The organism is Dactylosporangium sp. NPDC005572, assembly GCF_040605515.1.
Taxonomy (GTDB): Bacteria; Actinomycetota; Actinomycetes; order Mycobacteriales; family Micromonosporaceae; genus Dactylosporangium.
In genome coordinates this window covers 84,696-101,344 of sequence record NZ_JBEXCY010000018.1, presented here as the reverse complement: position 1 = coordinate 101,344, position 16,649 = coordinate 84,696, and the positions used below count along the sequence as shown (strand labels likewise).

The window sequence follows — 16,649 nt, the reverse complement described above, 5'->3', positions numbered from 1 at the left end:
TGCTTGGTCGCTAAACCACCTACCGGAGACCTCTTCAGTTATCGATCACCGCCACACCACAACATCGACGCCCTGTGGCGGCGCGCCGATCACGCGACGCGGAGCGACCTACGCGCTTAGCGACTGCTCGATGAACCAGCGGATGGCGGCGCCCGCTAGGTCGGTGCCGGTGAGGCCCTCGCGGGCCTGGTCGAGGGTGCCGTCGATCAGCAGCATTGCTAGGCCGTGGACGGTGGACCACGTGGAGATCACTGCGATCTCGGCGCGGGCGGGGTCGTCGAAGTGTGTAGCGATCGCCTCGCGCAGCGGGCGGATGGAAGCACCCTTCACGGTCGCGACGAGCGGGACGTCGTGCCAGTTCTGCGCCCCGATGCCGAACATCAGCCGGTACACCTGGGGCTGCTCGACCGCGAACTCCAGGTAGGCGTGGCCGAGCGCGACGAAGCGGGCCCGGCCCGGCGGGGTGTCCCGCGCGGCCTGCTCCTGGCGCGCGGCGAGGTCGGTGAAGCCGTCAGCGGCCAGCGCGGCCAGCAGGTCACGGCGGCTCGGGAAGTGGTTGTACGGCGCCGCGGCCGACACGCCGGCGGAGCGGGCGATGGCCCGGAAGGAGATCGCCTCGGGGCCGTCGCGGTTCAGTAACGCCCGTGCCTGGCCCAGCAGCGCGGTGCGCAGGTCGCCGTGGTGGTAGGGGCGGTCGCTGGTGGATGCCATCTTGACACCGTACATATTCGCTCGTAAGGTCGAAAATGTGAGCAGTGCTAACATTGATGAGCCGGCGCGCTCGGACGAGTACGAACCGTCCCGGCGGCGCAGCCGGCGGGCGATCATCGGCACCACCGTCGGCCTCGCGGCAGGTGCCGCCGCCGGTGTCGTGGCCGGGGTGGGAGCCGCGCGGGCGGCCGAGCCACCCGCGCCGACGGTGCTGCAGGGCGATCGCCGCTTCGCCGGCAAGGTCGTGGTCGTCACCGGCGCCACCTCGGGGATCGGCCGGGCCGCCGCCGTCGCGTTTGCCCGAGCGGGTGCGGCCGTGGCGTTCTGCGGGCGCCGGGCCGGGCTCGGTGCGCAGGTCCAGGCGCAGATCACGGAGGGTGGAGGACAGGGGCTGTTCGTCCGCACCGACGTGCGTGACGAGGAACAGGTGCGCCGGTTCGTGGACACTGCGGTCGACCGGTTCGGCCGGGTCGACGTCGCGCTCAACAACGCCGGTGTCACTGTCGAGAAGCCGCTGCACGAGTTCACCACCGCCGAGTACACCGACGTGATCGACACCAATCTGCGGGGCGTCTTCTATGCGATCAAGTACCAGGTGCCGCACATGCTCGCGAACGGTGGCGGGACGATCCTGGTCACCTCCTCGACGGTGGCCAACCTGACCTCGCCCGGCCGCAGCATCTACACCGCCAGCAAGTCCGCGCTCGTCGGCCTGGTGCGCTCGGCCGCCCTCGACTACGGCGGCTCCGGCATCCGGGTCACCGCGATCCTGCCCGGCACCACGAACACCGCGCTGGTCCGGGGCAGCGCCGGCATGCTGGGAGTGCCGGACGCGGCATGGGAGGTCGGCGCCGCCCAGTGGGGCCGGAGCAACGTGGCCGGCCTGCACCGGATGGCCACCCCTGAGGAGATCGCCGCGTTCGCCGTCAACGTCGCCTCGCCCGAGCTGACCTACCTCACCGGCACCGCACTGGCCGTCTCGGGCGGCTCCGGCGCCGGATGATCTGTCCTTTGGCAAATGGTCCGCGCGGCGTGACCTCGACAAGGGTCGAGTGTGGAAACCGCACTCGATCTCGAGGGGTTGTCATGCCACAGCCAAGGTCGCTCGGACTCGCCCGCCGACGGCTGGCGTCAGCGGTGGTCGGAGTTCTCGCCACGCTGACGCTGGTCCCGGTACCCGCCGACGCGGCACCGTCCTGGAGTGAGTGTCCCTGCGACGTGGGGACGTCCGGTGCGCGGTGCACCACGGTGCCGGTGCCGCTGGACTACCGGCAAGCCCGGCGGACGGACGATCGAGATCCACGTCTCGCGGGCACCGGCCACCGACAGCGCGAAGCGGCGCGGCGTCCTGGTCATCAGCTCAGGCGGGCCGGCCGCGCACCTGTCCGACACGGTCGATCTGGTCGGCCGGCTGCCCGCCGCGCTGCGCGCCCAGTACGACATCGTCAGCTTCGACCAGCGCGGCTTCGGGCGCAGCGCGCCGGTCAGCTGCGGCCTCCGCCCGGACCAGCAGTACCTCATCCCGTGGCCGCTGCCCGGTGGCGAACCGTGGCGGCCATGGTCAAGGATGGTGCGGGTCGGCCATCGTCGTCCCGCGCGATATCGTCAGCGGCATGCGAGCGGCGTCCGCATTGATGTGTGTGATCCTGCTGGTCGGCGGCTGCTCACGGGACGCGCATACCGAGTTGACGTCGTCCGACGACATCGGGTATGGAAGCGTCGCCTGGCTCGGGGATACGGTCTACTACCTCACGTTCGATTCGCGGGATCTCGAGTCGTCCGACTATGTCCTGATGCGGATTCGGCCCGGTGGGCGGCCTGAGACGGTGCCGTTCGCGGCTCCGGGGTGCCTGGATGTTCCCAGCCAGTTCGCGCGGCCGACGTGGATCATCCCGACCGGTGAGCGGGAGCTTGGTGTCCTCGTGTCTTGTACCGACGCCAGGGCCGAGTTCCGGCGCATCGACGACAGCGGCCAGCCCGTCGGTGAGCCCGTAAAGGTGGAGTCCACCGGATGGGGCATCGCCTGGACGGGGGGCGAGACCGGCATGGTCTACACACAGGTGCAAGGTTGTGGGATCAAGACCACCGGTGGACCGGCGGACGACTGCTTCGGCGGCGACTACGCGCGGCTGCCGGTCGTCGGGGCCGACGGTGCGATCCACTATGTGAGTCAACAGTGCGGTGCCGACGAGACCGCACCGGACGGCACGTGGCTGATCTGCCGGCACAACGGGGCCGGGCGGGAGATGACGCTGGGACGCGGCGTCGACTTCGTAGAGGCGATGGACGTGCGGGGCGGACGGATCGTGATCTCCGCGGAGATCGGAGGCGACAAAGGGCTGTGGCTGGTCAACGGCGGGCGCTTCACGAAGCTGGCTGGCGGGCTCTTCAACAGGGTCGCGCTCTCCCCCGATGGGAGCCGAGTCGCCGCACCGACCCTGTGGCGCCGAGGAAGCTGGGCGCTGCGCATCTATGCGGTACCCGCACCATAGCGGAGCCCGTCGACCAGCGGCTACGGCGAGGTCGCGACCCGGGCCCTGGCCTACAGCATGGGGAACCTGGTCGCGTACAACTTCGCCGAGGTCGAGACCCGCACCCGCACCCACATCACCACCGCGCCGGGGGCCGAGGGGTGGCGGTGGACGAAGACCACCACCGACACCGACAGCTACACGCTGCCGACCCTGATCCGTGACTGGGGTGACGAGGCCGACACGGACGACGACCGCTGCACTGAGATCACCTACGCCGACCGCAGCGTCGACCCGGGCAACGGCCGCTACCACGTCAACTACCAGCGCCGGACCCTCCAGACCACCTGCAACACCTACGGACCCGGCTCGTACCTGGCCGGCGCGTTCACCTACTACGACGGCAACACCACCGGCACCGGCCCGGTCGGGCAGGGCCTGGTCACCCGGGTCGACGCGTTGAACGGCGTCGACTACACCGTGCCGGCGACGTTCCACTGGCAGAACAGCGCCAACGCCGGCTACGACGCCTACGGCCGGGTCGTCTGGACCCGCGACCCGACGAACGACAACAACCACAAGACCACGACCCAATACACACCCGCCGCCGACGCCCCAGTCACCCAGTCCTCGGTCACCAACCCGCTGGCCCACACGACCACCACCCTCGTCGACCCGGGGCGTGGCTTGACCACACAGATCGAGAATCCCAACGGGAAGAAGACCCGGGCCCGTTACGATCCGCTCGGCCGGCTTACCGACGTGTGGTTGGATGACCGCGCCACCACCACCACAGCGAATCTGCACTACGCCTACAGCTTGTACACGGGCCCGTCGACCATGAATGTGATCGCCACGACGGTGCTGGGTCCGAACGGTAGCGGGATCACCAGCTACGACCTGTATGACGGCAACCTGCGGCAGCGGCAGCACCAGGCGCCGGCACCGCAGGCCAAAGGCGGGCGGATCGTCACCGACACCCGGTACGACGGTCGCGGGCTCACTGCCCAGACGACCACGTTCTGGAACGTCGATTCTCCTCCGGCCGCCGGGCTCGTCAACTTCGCCGACACCGCGGTCAAGAACCAGCACCGCTACACCTACGACACCCTCGGGCGGCAGACCGCCGACGCGCTGTACTCCGCCAACGCACTGAAGTGGCAAACCGCCACCGACTACGACGGGAACTTCACCACCGTCACGCCCCCCGACGGCGGCACCGCCACCACCACCTACGTCAACGGCCGGGGCAAGACGACCGAGCTGCGCCAGTACCTCGGCGACGTACCCACCGGCAGCTACCAAACCACCACCTACACCTACGACCGGCTCGACCGCCTCAGGCAGGTCCAGGACCAGTCCGGCAACACCTGGACCACCGACTACAACCTGCTTGGCCAGGTCGAGTCCACTACCGACCCGGACAAGGGCACCACCACCACCACCAGCTACGACCTCGCCGGCCGGCCGACAACGGTCACCGACGCACGTCCGGGCAGCAGCATGACCATGAAGTACGACGAGCTCGGCCGGAAGATCGGCCTCTACGACGGCACCACCACCAGCGGCTTCCAACGGGCGAAGTGGACCTACGACACCGCCAACAACGGCACAGGCCAGCTCGCCTCGTCCACCCGCTACGTGACCGGCAACAGCGGCATCGACGCGTACACCACCACAATCAACGGCTACGACAACGGCCACCGGCCCCTCGGGACCACCACCGCCATCCCGTCGAGCCTCAACCTGCCTGGCCTGCCGACCGGCAACTACACAACGTCAACCACCTACAAGGTCGACGGATCCGTCGCAACGGTCACCTACCCGGCCGCCGGCGGGCTGCCAGCCGAAACAGTCACCACCACCTACGACAACACCGGCCGGCCACTCACGTTGGGCAGCGACCCGAACGCCATGTATGTCGCCGGCACCAGCTACTACGGTTGGGGCGCGCCCTACCAGCAGATGTACGGCAACGGCACCAAACGGGTCCTGCAGACGACCTCGGTCGACGAGGCGACCGGACGGCTGACCAGCAACAAGGTCGAGACCGAGAATCAGTCGACGCCGAACGACTGGGTGCAGCGGCTCACCCAAAACTACGGCTACAACAATGCCGGCAACGTCAAGTACATCAGGGAGATCGACGACGCCGGCGCCACCGTGTCCAGCGAGTGCTTCAACTACGACGGGTTGAGCCGGCTCACCTACGCCTGGACCACAGCTAACAGCACCTGTGGATCCGGCCCGTCCACCGGCGTGGTCGGCGGTCCTGACCCGTACTGGCTGCACTACGTCTACGACGCCACCGGCAACCGCACCCTCGAGGAGCGCTACACCCTGGCCGGCACCAAGACCACCCGCGAGTATCTCTACCCGACAACCGGGCAGCGGCACACCCTGCGCAGCGTCACCGCCACCGGCGACACCACCGGCACCGACAACTACACTTACGACGCCGCCGGCAACATGCTCACGCGCAGCATCGCCGGCCAACCTGACCAAACCCTGGCCTGGGACATGAGCCGTCTGGCCACCGTCACCGATAGTGCCGGTGTCACCAGTTACATCTACGACGCCGACGGCAACCGCCTCGTCAGCAAAGACCCTACCGGCGTCACCGTCTACCTCCCCGGGTTCGAACTCCGCAAAGTCGGCACCACCACCACGTGCACCCGTTACATCGGGCAGTCCACCCGCACCACCACCGGCATCACCTGGGTCATCACCGACCACCACGGGACCGGCCAACTCGCCATCGACGGCACCACGCTCACCGCCACCCGCCGCAAGACCGACCCATTCGGCAACCCCCGCGGCACCGACCCCACCTGGCCCAACCCCCACGGCTTCGTCGGCGGCATCCGCGACAACACCGGCCTGACCCACCTCGGCGCCCGCGAATACGAACCCGCCACCGGGCGGTTCATCTCCGACGATCGTGTCGTGGACTACACCAATCCCCAACAGATCAACGGATACGCCTACGCGAGCAACAATCCCACAACGTCGTCCGATCCGACCGGCCTGTGGACCGACCACGCTCTCCTCGACGGCGGCGCCTACGAACCGCCGTGCTCTCTATACCAAACGAGGAACTGCGGCTACCGCGATCCATACGGCGGCGGGTCGCCGGCCTGCGTGGCGCCGCGCACGTGCCAGAACTACAAGGACCCTCGATACGTCGAGCCGGGCGTGCCCAACCCTGGTTCGCTTCCTGATCCGATCGGACCCGTCGAGCTTCCGTGGGGCAACGGTCCCCCGGACCCCGGAACCCGGCCGTGGACCACCGGCCCGCTCAAGCTACCCAACGGCAGCAACACAGGACTCATCGTCGTCCCGCTACCAGACGGCTCAGGCTCAGCATTCGTGCCACTCAGCCAACTGGCCGTCAAGTACGAGAGCGGCGGTTGCACCGTTATCGCCGGTACCGGCATGTACGATTGCCACCCGAAGCCGGGTCTCGGAACGTACGGCATATGTCTGTCGCCTGGGCTTGCGGCATACTACGGCGGCAATGGGTCGGTGTGCTTCGGATTCGATGGCCGTGGTTGGGGCCTCTGGGCTTCAGGTGGAACGAATTCGGGTCCGCAGTTTGGTGGAGGGGTCGGTCTGGAGCTTCTGGCTTCAGATGGGTCAATTAGAGATCAGAAAGGCGGGTTCGAAACGGTTAACTTCGGCGCGGGGCCCGTCGGTGGCAGCTATGCCTGGGGTCGGACGGAGGATGGTCGCGATATCGGCACGATCCAGGCAGGTCTCGGCCTCAAGGGAAAGTTTGGTGGGGCCGCGGGAGGAGAAAGCGGCACGGTGATTCTCTGGTATTCCGGAGATTGAAGCGATCGCGGTTTCGTAGAGAGTGGATGCTGAATGGATGCTGAATGCCGGAATTTTTCCCTGGGCAAGCAATTTTGGAGTCATTGGTCTCCTAAGTGCTGGCGGCCGAACAATGCACCCATGTGCTTCCAGTATGCGTCGTAATCGCTCGGTTTTCGGACCCACGGCATCGTTTGCTTTGCTGGCGGTGGGCGCGATTGGCGTCGCGATAGCCCTGCTCCTGTCCGTGTGGCAGGGCGTGGATGACTTGCGCGGCGGCACTGTCCCCGGGGAAGTTGTCGATATTTCCTCCAACTACCCAGGTCGGCGCGTGTACACCGTCCGGTTCACGACTATCACCGGGGTTAGTTGCGAATCTCGCATCGACTCGGGTTCAAACCCGCCGCCTCGGGCAATTCAGATCGGCGGCCTGTCTGAAGTGCACTACCGTAAATCTGATCCTTGCTCGGCGGTTCGCGAAACGTCGGAGCCGGCACCATGGCTGGCCACGGTTATAACGGGCGCCGTCCTTGTTGGATTGCTGATCGCGGCGCGTTCGGCGTGGCGAAGTCGACGTAAGTAAAGTGCATCGGCACAACAATCATGACTATCGGAGGCATGAGCGCCCGGCTTGACCTTGCTTCTGTGTCACATGGCCATCTAGCGTGACCGTAAGTCGTACCTGGTAGCTTTCATTGGACTTGCCTCAATTGCGACTAGGTCTGATTTTTGGATCAAGATTACGTGGGCGGATTGCGAACTCGTAAAGCAAGAGAAGTGGCACATCATCGTCGATTGGGTTATTGACGTTGTGATGCTTGCGGGTAGGCTCGCCGTACATTGATCGGGCATCCAGATGCTCGCCGCTGGATGGCCGTTACGAAATTCGGTAGAACGGCGAACGTAAACTCAGCTCCCGCTCCGGATCGTCCCAGCCGTCGGCCGGACCATGGGCAGGGGAGGCGCCGTCAATGCTCATACCGACTCTGCGCAGGTGATCGAGATAGGTGTCGACCTGAGCGTGCAGCCGCGCGGCCGGGACACTGCGACTGTCTCGGGTGAACGCGCCACGGAACATCGCGATTACGACCCTCGCATGGCTCTTGTACAGCAGCGTGAGGGTGGGCTGGTCGAAAGCACCACCAACCCTCGCCAGCTCACCGACGATGTCGGTCACTGGTCCGAACACCTCCACGGCGGAGCGCCCGCCCACGGCGACCTCGCATCAACCATGCCGCCCAGAAGGCTGGGCCGTGCGTCAGGTCGCGGTTCAGCGTCGACCCGCCTGCACGGTCCGCATCCGCAGCCCATATGACATCCCGTCGACATCGCCAACACGCAAATGATGATGCCAGCCGGGTATGACAAAAAATCAATCGTACATATGTTCTGCCGACACCCTCCTGCTGGTCGAGGCCGAGTGTCGCCCTCCACCGCCGCTGGGGTACAGCAACTACTTTCTCTTCGAGCCGATCATGATTCGACCGTCGGCAACCTGCGACGCTCGCCCGCTAACGACGGAGTTTTCATCGGCGTTCATGCATGTCAAGCCCTGAGCTAGCCGCTCGCGCCGTCGAGGTCTTCGCCAAATAGCGCCAAGTCGTTGTGGATCTCGCTCAACGTGAGCGGTTGGTCTGCTAGCTGAGAGACCTTGAGGTTCAAGATCGCGGCCTCGGCGTTGCCTGTGTAGATAACGACGGCGAGTTCGTCCCGAGCGCGCGAGACGCAGACGTACAGCAGGCGTCGGGTTCGCTCGATCACGCTGTCCTTGCCGCTCGCGACGTTCTCGCGGTCCTTCGCGGATAGCTCTGTCAGCCCGAGCAGCTTGTCGTATGAGTAGCCGAGCAGCGGCCCCTCTGCGTCGTCGAGAACGACGATGACGTGTGGGAATTCGGCGCCCTTGGTTGCGTGCTGCGTGGAGTAGGGCGACTGGCGGTTGACGTAGGGGAGATAGTTTTCGATCTCGCGGATGTCGCAGGTGATGAAGGCGTCGAGGATCTCTCGGGTCTTGTCGTTGAGGATCTGGTCGCGGTGGGGCCCGTCTGGGTCGAGGTAGCAGGCGAGTTGCGGGACCGGATCGATCAAACCGTTGTCGTATGCGAATCGGAGTGCTCGACCGGCTGAAGCGGGGCCGGCATCCGCGACGATGTTGCGCAGCTCGGAGACGGCCGCGCGCGCCGATGTCAGACGCGCTCGTACCTTGCCCGCTTCTGTGAGGTCGTCGCGGAAGAGACGACTGTGTTTGCGCAGGGTTCGGAGCTGTGCGCCGCCGTCGGCCGCTTCGCTCAGCGGCAGGATGACGTTGACGAACGGGGCTATTGGCCATGCGGCCCCGTCGGTGAATGCTTTGGCGATGGCCGGGGGTCTCTGTGGGTGGAACGCGTCGTGCAGGTTGGCGAAACCGAGCCGCCGCGCTGCCAGCTTGTGCATAGCAACCAGGATCTTGGCGCCGTCTGGGGCGTCGCTGAGCCATCCGTCGTTCGCTGTTCGGAGTGCGAGCCAGCGGCGGACGGCGTCCATGCTGTCAGCGCGGTCGGCGTCAGCGGGGAGGACGAAGAAGTATGCGTGCCCGTCGGGTGTCGAATCGTCCGCCCGGCCGGGTGTTTGCTGGTCGCCGTCGGCGGCGGCGCGGACACGGTTGACGACCTCGAGCACGCGGCGTGACGAGCGGAAGTTCTGCGGCTTGTTGATGCAAACCCAGTCAGGTTGAGGCGGCACCGGGCCGACGCCTGTGGCGTAGATCTGCTGCATCGGGTCGCCGAAGAAGCCGAGGCAGAAGTCGCTTTGAGTGGTGCGATAAGTATGGATGAGTGCCATGACGACGTTGGTCTCGGTGTCCTGGCTCTCGTCGACGAAGATGAGCGGGTACCGGGCAGCGACGACGCGGGCTAGCAGCGGCCGTTCGAGAAGCAGTTGCGGCACCATCTTCAGGACGTCCGCATGCCCGATCTCCCGTGGTGATCCTCGCGGGTGTAGCGGGCGCAGTCATGGGTGGCGAAGCGGTCGGCGGTCCAGTGGCGGATCGCGACCGTCAGGCGATCTCGACGAGGTTGTACCTGTTCGCTCGCCCTTGAGCTCGCCCTTGAGGCGGTCGGAGCAGGCGGTGCCGGGCTGGGCCACGACCAGGCCGTCGACGACGCCGCTGTACGCGAGGTGGATGGGGTGACCCGCGGCTGCTGATCAGCCGAGAGGCGAGTGATCTTCGGGGGTAACGGGGGAGAGAGCGACCAGGTTGGCGGGCTTTGCCTGCGGTGACGAGGAGCATGGCGAGTTGTTCGAGGTCGGGATCGGGGGTCGCCTCGTCGGCAGTGTGGGAGATTCCGCGCGAGGTCGGCATGCCACGCTCGACGGGCGGCCGGCACCTGGGCGGGCTTCCAGAGCCTCCAGGGCGAGGCGTCAACCAGATGTCGACGCCTCGTGATTCAAAAGGTTAGTGTTCGTCGTAGTGGCCTTCGTGGGCGGCGTGCCGATGCCCATCGTGCACGTAGTCAAGATGGTCGCCGTGCAGAACGGGAGAATGGCCGCATCCGCCCCCGTGTACGTGAGTGTGTTCTTCGGCCATCACATGCGCCCCGGAGGCGCACTCGTCGTAATGCCCCTCGTGCTGTCGATGAACGTGCCCGTCGTGGATGTAGTCGACGTGATCGCCGTGACGCACCGCGACATGGCCACAGTGATCGCCGTGTTCATGGTCGTGCGGTTCGGAGGGGGAATGATCTCCGACGGCGCACTCGTCGTAATGCCCGTCGTGGGCGTGATGCTGGTGCCCGTCGTGAACGTAGTCAACGTGGCCGACGTGCTCGACTGCATCATGCCCGCAGCCCGGGCCGTGGATGTGGCCGTGGTGCTCATGAATCGGATGAGCGATCCCCGCGGTCATTGCTGCCTCCTGTTCTGCGGGACTGTGAGCCTGTGCCACAGCACGGAAGCGGCCCTTAACGAGCGCAAGTGCGACTCCGCACCCTGCAACGCGCTCCCTGTGCCACCACAACGCTAGTACCGAAATCCGGCCCCGGCGCACGAAAACCCGCTGATTCGCCCAGCATGCGGGCCAACTGCCAGAAGCGTGCCGAGGGGTAGCACCGGTCGGTGAGGCCTGCGTCGGAGTCGGCCTGCATGTACCCCGGCGGGTGTAGCGCGAAGTAGCGCAAGACGACATCTGATGTGTAATGATCAGCCCGAATCATGAGTATACGACTCATCTTGGGCGGCGCCGCGGCGTTGCAGTTGGTCACGGTCGGACAGCTGTCCGCGTAGAGGCAAGCGGCACCAGGGCCCCGGCCGCTCCGCTGTGAGCCAGGATCGCGTCGCCGGTCGCACCGACCAGCAGATGCTCAACGCGGCGCCAAACCCGGCGCCGGCGAGCGCCTCGCTGCTCAGCCGACGAAGTTCAGTATTCCAGCGGTAGCGCCGGCAGTCGCCGGGCCGACAGTGGCGCGAGCGTCGCCGTCGATGAGACCCATCGGTAGCCCCCCGGCCGAAGCCGGGCAGCAGAATCAGTACCGGCGAGAGCGTTGTCGGCGTGAATAGGAGCATGGGCAGGTCACCGGCGACGAGCCAGGCCAGCGGTGCTCGGATGACCGCATTCGAGGGGTAGTACGACCTGAAGGTTGGTGCCTTGACCGGTGGGGCTGCTGATCGTGATCGTTCCGCCCAGCGCATCGACCCGGTCGGTGAGTCCGGTGAGTCCTGAGCCGCGTGCTGGGCTGGCGGGCCGCCTGGTTCGGACCACCCCCGCGTGCGCGGGGAAGACGCCGAGGCGACCCTGGCCAACTTCGCGCTCGGGGACCCCCCGCGTGCGCGGGGAAGACAGGTTGTCCAACAGCGTTCCCATGACGTCATCCGGACCACCCCGCGTGCGCGGGGAGGACCTCCGCGACGACTGCACCGCCGCTGGCGTGTCGGGGCCACCCCCGCGTGGGCGGGGAAGACTCCTCGAGACGCCCCTCGCAGACCACGGACCCGGGACCACCCCGCGTGCGCGGGGAAGACGCCGCCGCTCTTGCCAATCAGGATTCCTGGCGAGGACCACCCCCGCGTGCGCGGGGAGCACGACTCCGCGCCGCTGACCGGCTGGAACCAGCGGGGACCATCCCCGCGTGCGCGGGGAAGACCGGTCCTGCAGCAGATCGGCCAGCTGGCCGGCCGGACCACCCCCGCGTGCGCGGGGAAGACATCTCGGCGCGCATCGCCTCCGCCAGCCGCGCGGGACCACCCCCGCGTGCGCGGGGAAGACGGCGACTGCGCGCGGGCTGGGGCACCCAAACCCGGACCACCCCCGCGTGCGCGGGGAAGACTCCGGGTTCGGGCAGAACTTCGTCCGGACGACGGGACCACCCCCGCGTGCGCGGGGAAGACGTTGAGCGCCATGGTCGCGAGCTCGGGGAACGCGGACCACCCCCGCGTGCGCGGGGAAGACCAGGCGGAGGCTCTGGCATGAGCACCAGCACTCGGACCACCCCCGCGTGCGCGGGGAAGACGAGAGGACCGACCTCATCCAGCAGGCGGGCACGGGACCACCCCCGCGTGCGCGGGGAAGACCTCCGGCGTTGGCGGAAGCGGCCGGCGGAGCGGGGACCACCCCCGCGTGCGCGGGGAAGACGCCCCGGTTCACCGCCGGTGGGCAGGCCGCCGCCGGACCACCCCCGCGTGCGCGGGGAAGACGGTCACGGCTCGTACTGCCGGATGCGCTCGTACGGACCACCCCCGCGTGCGCGGGGAAGACCTCTTCCCTGCGGAACAGCTCCGGGAAGCGCTCGGACCACCCCCGCGTGCGCGGGGAAGACCACGTGCACGTCAACCCGCCACCGACTCCGAAGGGACCACCCCCGCGTGCGCGGGGAAGACTGCCCGAACGGGGACCGCTTCGGGTCGGGAACCGGACCACCCCCGCGTGCGCGGGGAAGACGTCGAGGACGGCCAGCCGCCGTTCGGTGACCTGGGACCACCCCCGCGTGCGCGGGGAAGACCGAACCTTCACGCAGGACGTGCCCGCACTCGCGGGACCACCCCCGCGTGCGCGGGGAAGACTACACCCACGCCCGGATCGACATGCCGATCGCCGGACCACCCCCGCGTGCGCGGGGAAGACCGAATCCAGCGCCAGTCGATGCGTGACCACCCGGGACCACCCCCGCGTGCGCGGGGAAGACGGCGACCAGGTGTACGAGACCTGGGCGACCGAGGGACCACCCCCGCGTGCGCGGGGAAGACTCCGGCTCCGGGAACCCGCACTTCGGGTAGTCCGGACCACCCCCGCGTGCGCGGGGAAGACGCTGCGGCGTAGCCCTGCTTCCGCTGGGACATCTGGACCACCCCCGCGTGCGCGGGGAAGACTGGCGGCAGGTCCCCCGCGACTGGGGTCAGGTGGGACCACCCCCGCGTGCGCGGGGAAGACGCCGTCCGTCACTGGGTCCGCCCCCGCCGGCAGGGACCACCCCCGCGTGCGCGGGGAAGACGGAAACGGCGCCGAACCGGTAACGGGTGACCGAGGACCACCCCCGCGTGGGCGGGGAAGACCAAAGTAGGCCTGCTGCAGCTGAACGAATGCCAGGACCACCCCCGCGTGCGCGGGGAAGACGTGGCCTGCAACGTCGGCGGGGCGGTGATCCCGGGACCACCCCCGCGTGCGCGGGGAAGACTGGAACCCGTGCGGGGTGTGCGTGTCCCACCCCGGACCACCCCCGCGTGCGCGGGGAAGACGCTGGAGGTAGGGCAATTGATTACGAGGATCGTGGACCACCCCCGCGTGCGCGGGGAAGACACCCTCGCGGGTGCCGGTGACCTTGACCTTGAGGGACCACCCCCGCGTGCGCGGGGAAGACGACTCCACGGCTCGCGAGCTGCTGCTCGCCGCCGGACCACCCCCGCGTGCGCGGGGAAGACATGGCGCCGGTGTACGCGGAGCACGACCTCGTCGGACCACCCCCGCGTGCGCGGGGAAGACAAGCAGGCGCCTGACGCGACCATCGACTCGATGGGACCACCCCCGCGTGCGCGGGGAAGACGGCCAACGCTCGGTGTGTCGGAAGACGGGCGACGGACCACCCCCGCGTGCGCGGGGAAGACTTGCGACCCGCCTTCAGAACGACATTCAGGCTGGGACCACCCCCGCGTGCGCGGGGAAGACTTCGCGGCGACCGGGCGGGCCGTCTCGACCGCCGGACCACCCCCGCGTGCGCGGGGAAGACGGTGTGACCCTCACCGGCTCCCACGGCGCGCATGGACCACCCCCGCGTGCGCGGGGAAGACCACCGGTCGCCCCCTTACCTCAGTGTCGGGTTCGGACCACCCCCGCGTGCGCGGGGAAGACTACGCCGACCACGAGGTGGCGTTCCGGGACAAGGGACCACCCCCGCGTGCGCGGGGAAGACTTCAGCTGAAGCTCTATGGCAAGGGCTATCGCAGGACCACCCCCGCGTGCGCGGGGAAGACGACGACTACAGCGGCGAGTACGACAAGTCGACCGGACCACCCCCGCGTGCGCGGGGAAGACAGCGTGCTGGTGGTCATCTCGACCGGCCTCCTGGGACCACCCCCGCGTGCGCGGGGAAGACTCTCCATCCACCAGCTATTGGTGCCGCCACTGGGGACCACCCCCGCGTGCGCGGGGAAGACACCCAAAAACGGCGATCCACTTGTCCCGGTCGGGGACCACCCCCGCGTGCGCGGGGAAGACCGCTTGGTCGCGCGTTTCGCCGGCGCCGCGGCCGGACCACCCCCGCGTGCGCGGGGAAGACTCGGGCACTGACCGCGGACCCTGACCGCCACCGGGACCACCCCCGCGTGCGCGGGGAAGACCCGACTCGCGCGGTTCCGACGCCCATGCTCTGAGGACCACCCCCGCGTGCGCGGGGAAGACGGTCCGCAGACCTGTCGACTCGCCGGCCCCTGAGGACCACCCCCGCGTGCGCGGGGAAGACGTCGATGGTGTCTCGCACGAGCGCGGTTTGTGTGGACCACCCCCGCGTGCGCGGGGAAGACATCGACGGCACCGAGCACACCATCCCGAAGGAGGGACCACCCCCGCGTGCGCGGGGAAGACGCGTCGAGGGCCGAGGCCGAGATCATCATGCCCGGACCACCCCCGCGTGCGCGGGGAAGACAACGCCGTGGAGACGAAGACGGTGTCCGCCGTGGGACCACCCCCGCGTGCGCGGGGAAGACGCCTGCCCGATGGCCTCGACCGCGGGCAGGAGCGGACCACCCCCGCGTGCGCGGGGAAGACGAACTGCTCTCGTCGGTGACCGGGCTCCTCGGCGGACCACCCCCGCGTGCGCGGGGAAGACCTGTGGATTTCGAAGCTTTCGAAGGACTACGGGGGACCACCCCCGCGTGCGCGGGGAAGACAACAGCTTTTTGGTGTTGTAGGTCGTCGACCCAGGACCACCCCCGCGTGCGCGGGGAAGACGTCTCTCGGGGGACTGCCATTGCCGTTCGCATAGGACCACCCCCGCGTGCGCGGGGAAGACCCACTTTCTTCCCAGGCGATCCCAGCGATCGTAGGACCACCCCCGCGTGCGCGGGGAAGACGGCGGTTCATTCCACTTCATTCTGTACCTGCCGGGACCACCCCCGCGTGCGCGGGGAAGACACACTGTGGATGCGATACGACTGGATCAGTTGCGGACCACCCCCGCGTGCGCGGGGAAGACGTCTTGTGACCCTCGGAGTCGACCCGCTGCCACGGACCACCCCCGCGTGCGCGGGGAAGACCGCTCGCCCTGATCGTGCCGCCCCAGCGGCTCCGGACCACCCCCGCGTGCGCGGGGAAGACCAGCAGGGCCAGCACCTCCGCGCCTGGTCCGAAGGACCACCCCCGCGTGCGCGGGGAAGACGCCAACAACGACGGTGGGCAGGCTGGCTTCGGGGGACCACCCCCGCGTGCGCGGGGAAGACACCCACCGCTCCGGCGGCCGAGGTGGCGACCCGGGACCACCCCCGCGTGCGCGGGGAAGACAGGTGCGCTGGTGGTGTACCCGTGACCGACATCGGACCACCCCCGCGTGCGCGGGGAAGACGCGCCCCCGTCGGACGCCCATCCTCGCACTGCCGGACCACCCCCGCGTGCGCGGGGAAGACCTTGTTGAACGCCTCGTCCTCCTCGGGGGTCAGGGACCACCCCCGCGTGCGCGGGGAAGACCAGCTCGGCAGCTCGCTGGGCTGGACGGTGAACGGACCACCCCCGCGTGCGCGGGGAAGACACGCCCCGCCCGGACAAGCAGGGCGGCGGGGTCGGACCACCCCCGCGTGCGCGGGGAAGACAGCGCATCGGCGGCTTCGGCAGGGGCGCCGTGCGGACCACCCCCGCGTGCGCGGGGAAGACCACCTGATGAGCCACAACCGCTCCGCGTTCGTGGGACCACCCCCGCGTGCGCGGGGAAGACCTTCTTGGACAGCTCGGGGCCGCTCGTGCCGCCGGACCACCCCCGCGTGCGCGGGGAAGACCGCAACCGCCTGCGGCGCGTGCCCGACTCGGTGGGACCACCCCCGCGTGCGCGGGGAAGACGTCGACGGCATCTCCCACGCCCGCGGCCTGTGCGGACCACCCCCGCGTGCGCGGGGAAGACAACAAGCACACCGACCACGTCCACCTCACCGTGGGACCACCCCCGCGTGCGCGGGGAAGACGTCGACGGCATCTCCCACGCCCGC

Annotated in this window: 8 protein-coding genes and 1 CRISPR repeat array; of the genes, 5 read left to right on the top strand and 3 right to left on the bottom strand. The window is 68.5% G+C overall.

All coding sequences use genetic code 11. The features are described 5' to 3' along the window. Positions 1-108: 108 nt before the first annotated feature. Positions 109-711 (bottom strand): TetR/AcrR family transcriptional regulator, encoded by a 603-nt coding sequence (locus tag ABZS66_RS12535; RefSeq protein WP_354757221.1) that lies wholly within the window; start codon positions 709-711, stop codon positions 109-111. Between the two features lie 37 nt (positions 712-748). Between ABZS66_RS12535 and ABZS66_RS12530 the strand changes: the two genes are divergently transcribed. The 4 genes from ABZS66_RS12530 to ABZS66_RS12515 all read left to right on the top strand — a co-directional run bounded on the left by ABZS66_RS12530 (position 749) and on the right by ABZS66_RS12515 (position 7,578). Then, positions 749-1,714: an SDR family oxidoreductase gene (locus ABZS66_RS12530; protein WP_354757220.1), complete on the top strand. Its 966-nt coding sequence runs from the start codon at positions 749-751 to the stop codon at positions 1,712-1,714. A 610-nt stretch (positions 1,715-2,324) separates the two neighbouring features. Next, complete coding sequence (locus ABZS66_RS12525) at positions 2,325-3,203, top strand: hypothetical protein (protein ID WP_354757219.1); 879 nt, start codon at positions 2,325-2,327, stop codon at positions 3,201-3,203. A 438-nt stretch (positions 3,204-3,641) separates the two neighbouring features. Further along, positions 3,642-7,016, top strand: a complete 3,375-nt coding sequence (locus ABZS66_RS12520; protein ID WP_354757218.1) for an RHS repeat-associated core domain-containing protein — start codon at positions 3,642-3,644, stop codon at positions 7,014-7,016. A 37-nt stretch (positions 7,017-7,053) separates the two neighbouring features. Then, the gene (locus ABZS66_RS12515; protein ID WP_354757217.1) at positions 7,054-7,578 is read left to right on the top strand and encodes a DUF3592 domain-containing protein; all 525 of its coding nucleotides are present in this window, start codon (positions 7,054-7,056) and stop codon (positions 7,576-7,578) included. A gap of 294 nt (positions 7,579-7,872) precedes the next feature. Here ABZS66_RS12515 and ABZS66_RS12510 read toward each other — a convergent pair whose 3' ends face one another. Together ABZS66_RS12510 and ABZS66_RS12505 are read right to left on the bottom strand one after the other, a co-directional pair. Continuing rightward, the gene (locus ABZS66_RS12510; protein ID WP_354757216.1) at positions 7,873-8,172 is read right to left on the bottom strand and encodes a DUF3375 family protein; all 300 of its coding nucleotides are present in this window, start codon (positions 8,170-8,172) and stop codon (positions 7,873-7,875) included. 380 nt (positions 8,173-8,552) lie between these two features. Then, on the bottom strand, positions 8,553-9,926 hold the full coding sequence (locus tag ABZS66_RS12505) for a 3'-5' exonuclease (protein ID WP_354757224.1): 1,374 nt from the start codon (positions 9,924-9,926) through the stop codon (positions 8,553-8,555). 502 nt (positions 9,927-10,428) lie between these two features. Between ABZS66_RS12505 and ABZS66_RS12500 the strand changes: the two genes are divergently transcribed. Further along, a complete protein-coding gene (locus ABZS66_RS12500) occupies positions 10,429-10,992 on the top strand; it encodes a hypothetical protein (RefSeq protein WP_354757215.1) in 564 nt (187 codons plus the stop codon). A 728-nt stretch (positions 10,993-11,720) separates the two neighbouring features. Further along, positions 11,721-16,625: direct repeats of the CRISPR family, unit length 28 nt; unit sequence GGACCACCCCCGCGTGCGCGGGGAAGAC. Positions 16,626-16,649 lie beyond the last annotated feature (24 nt).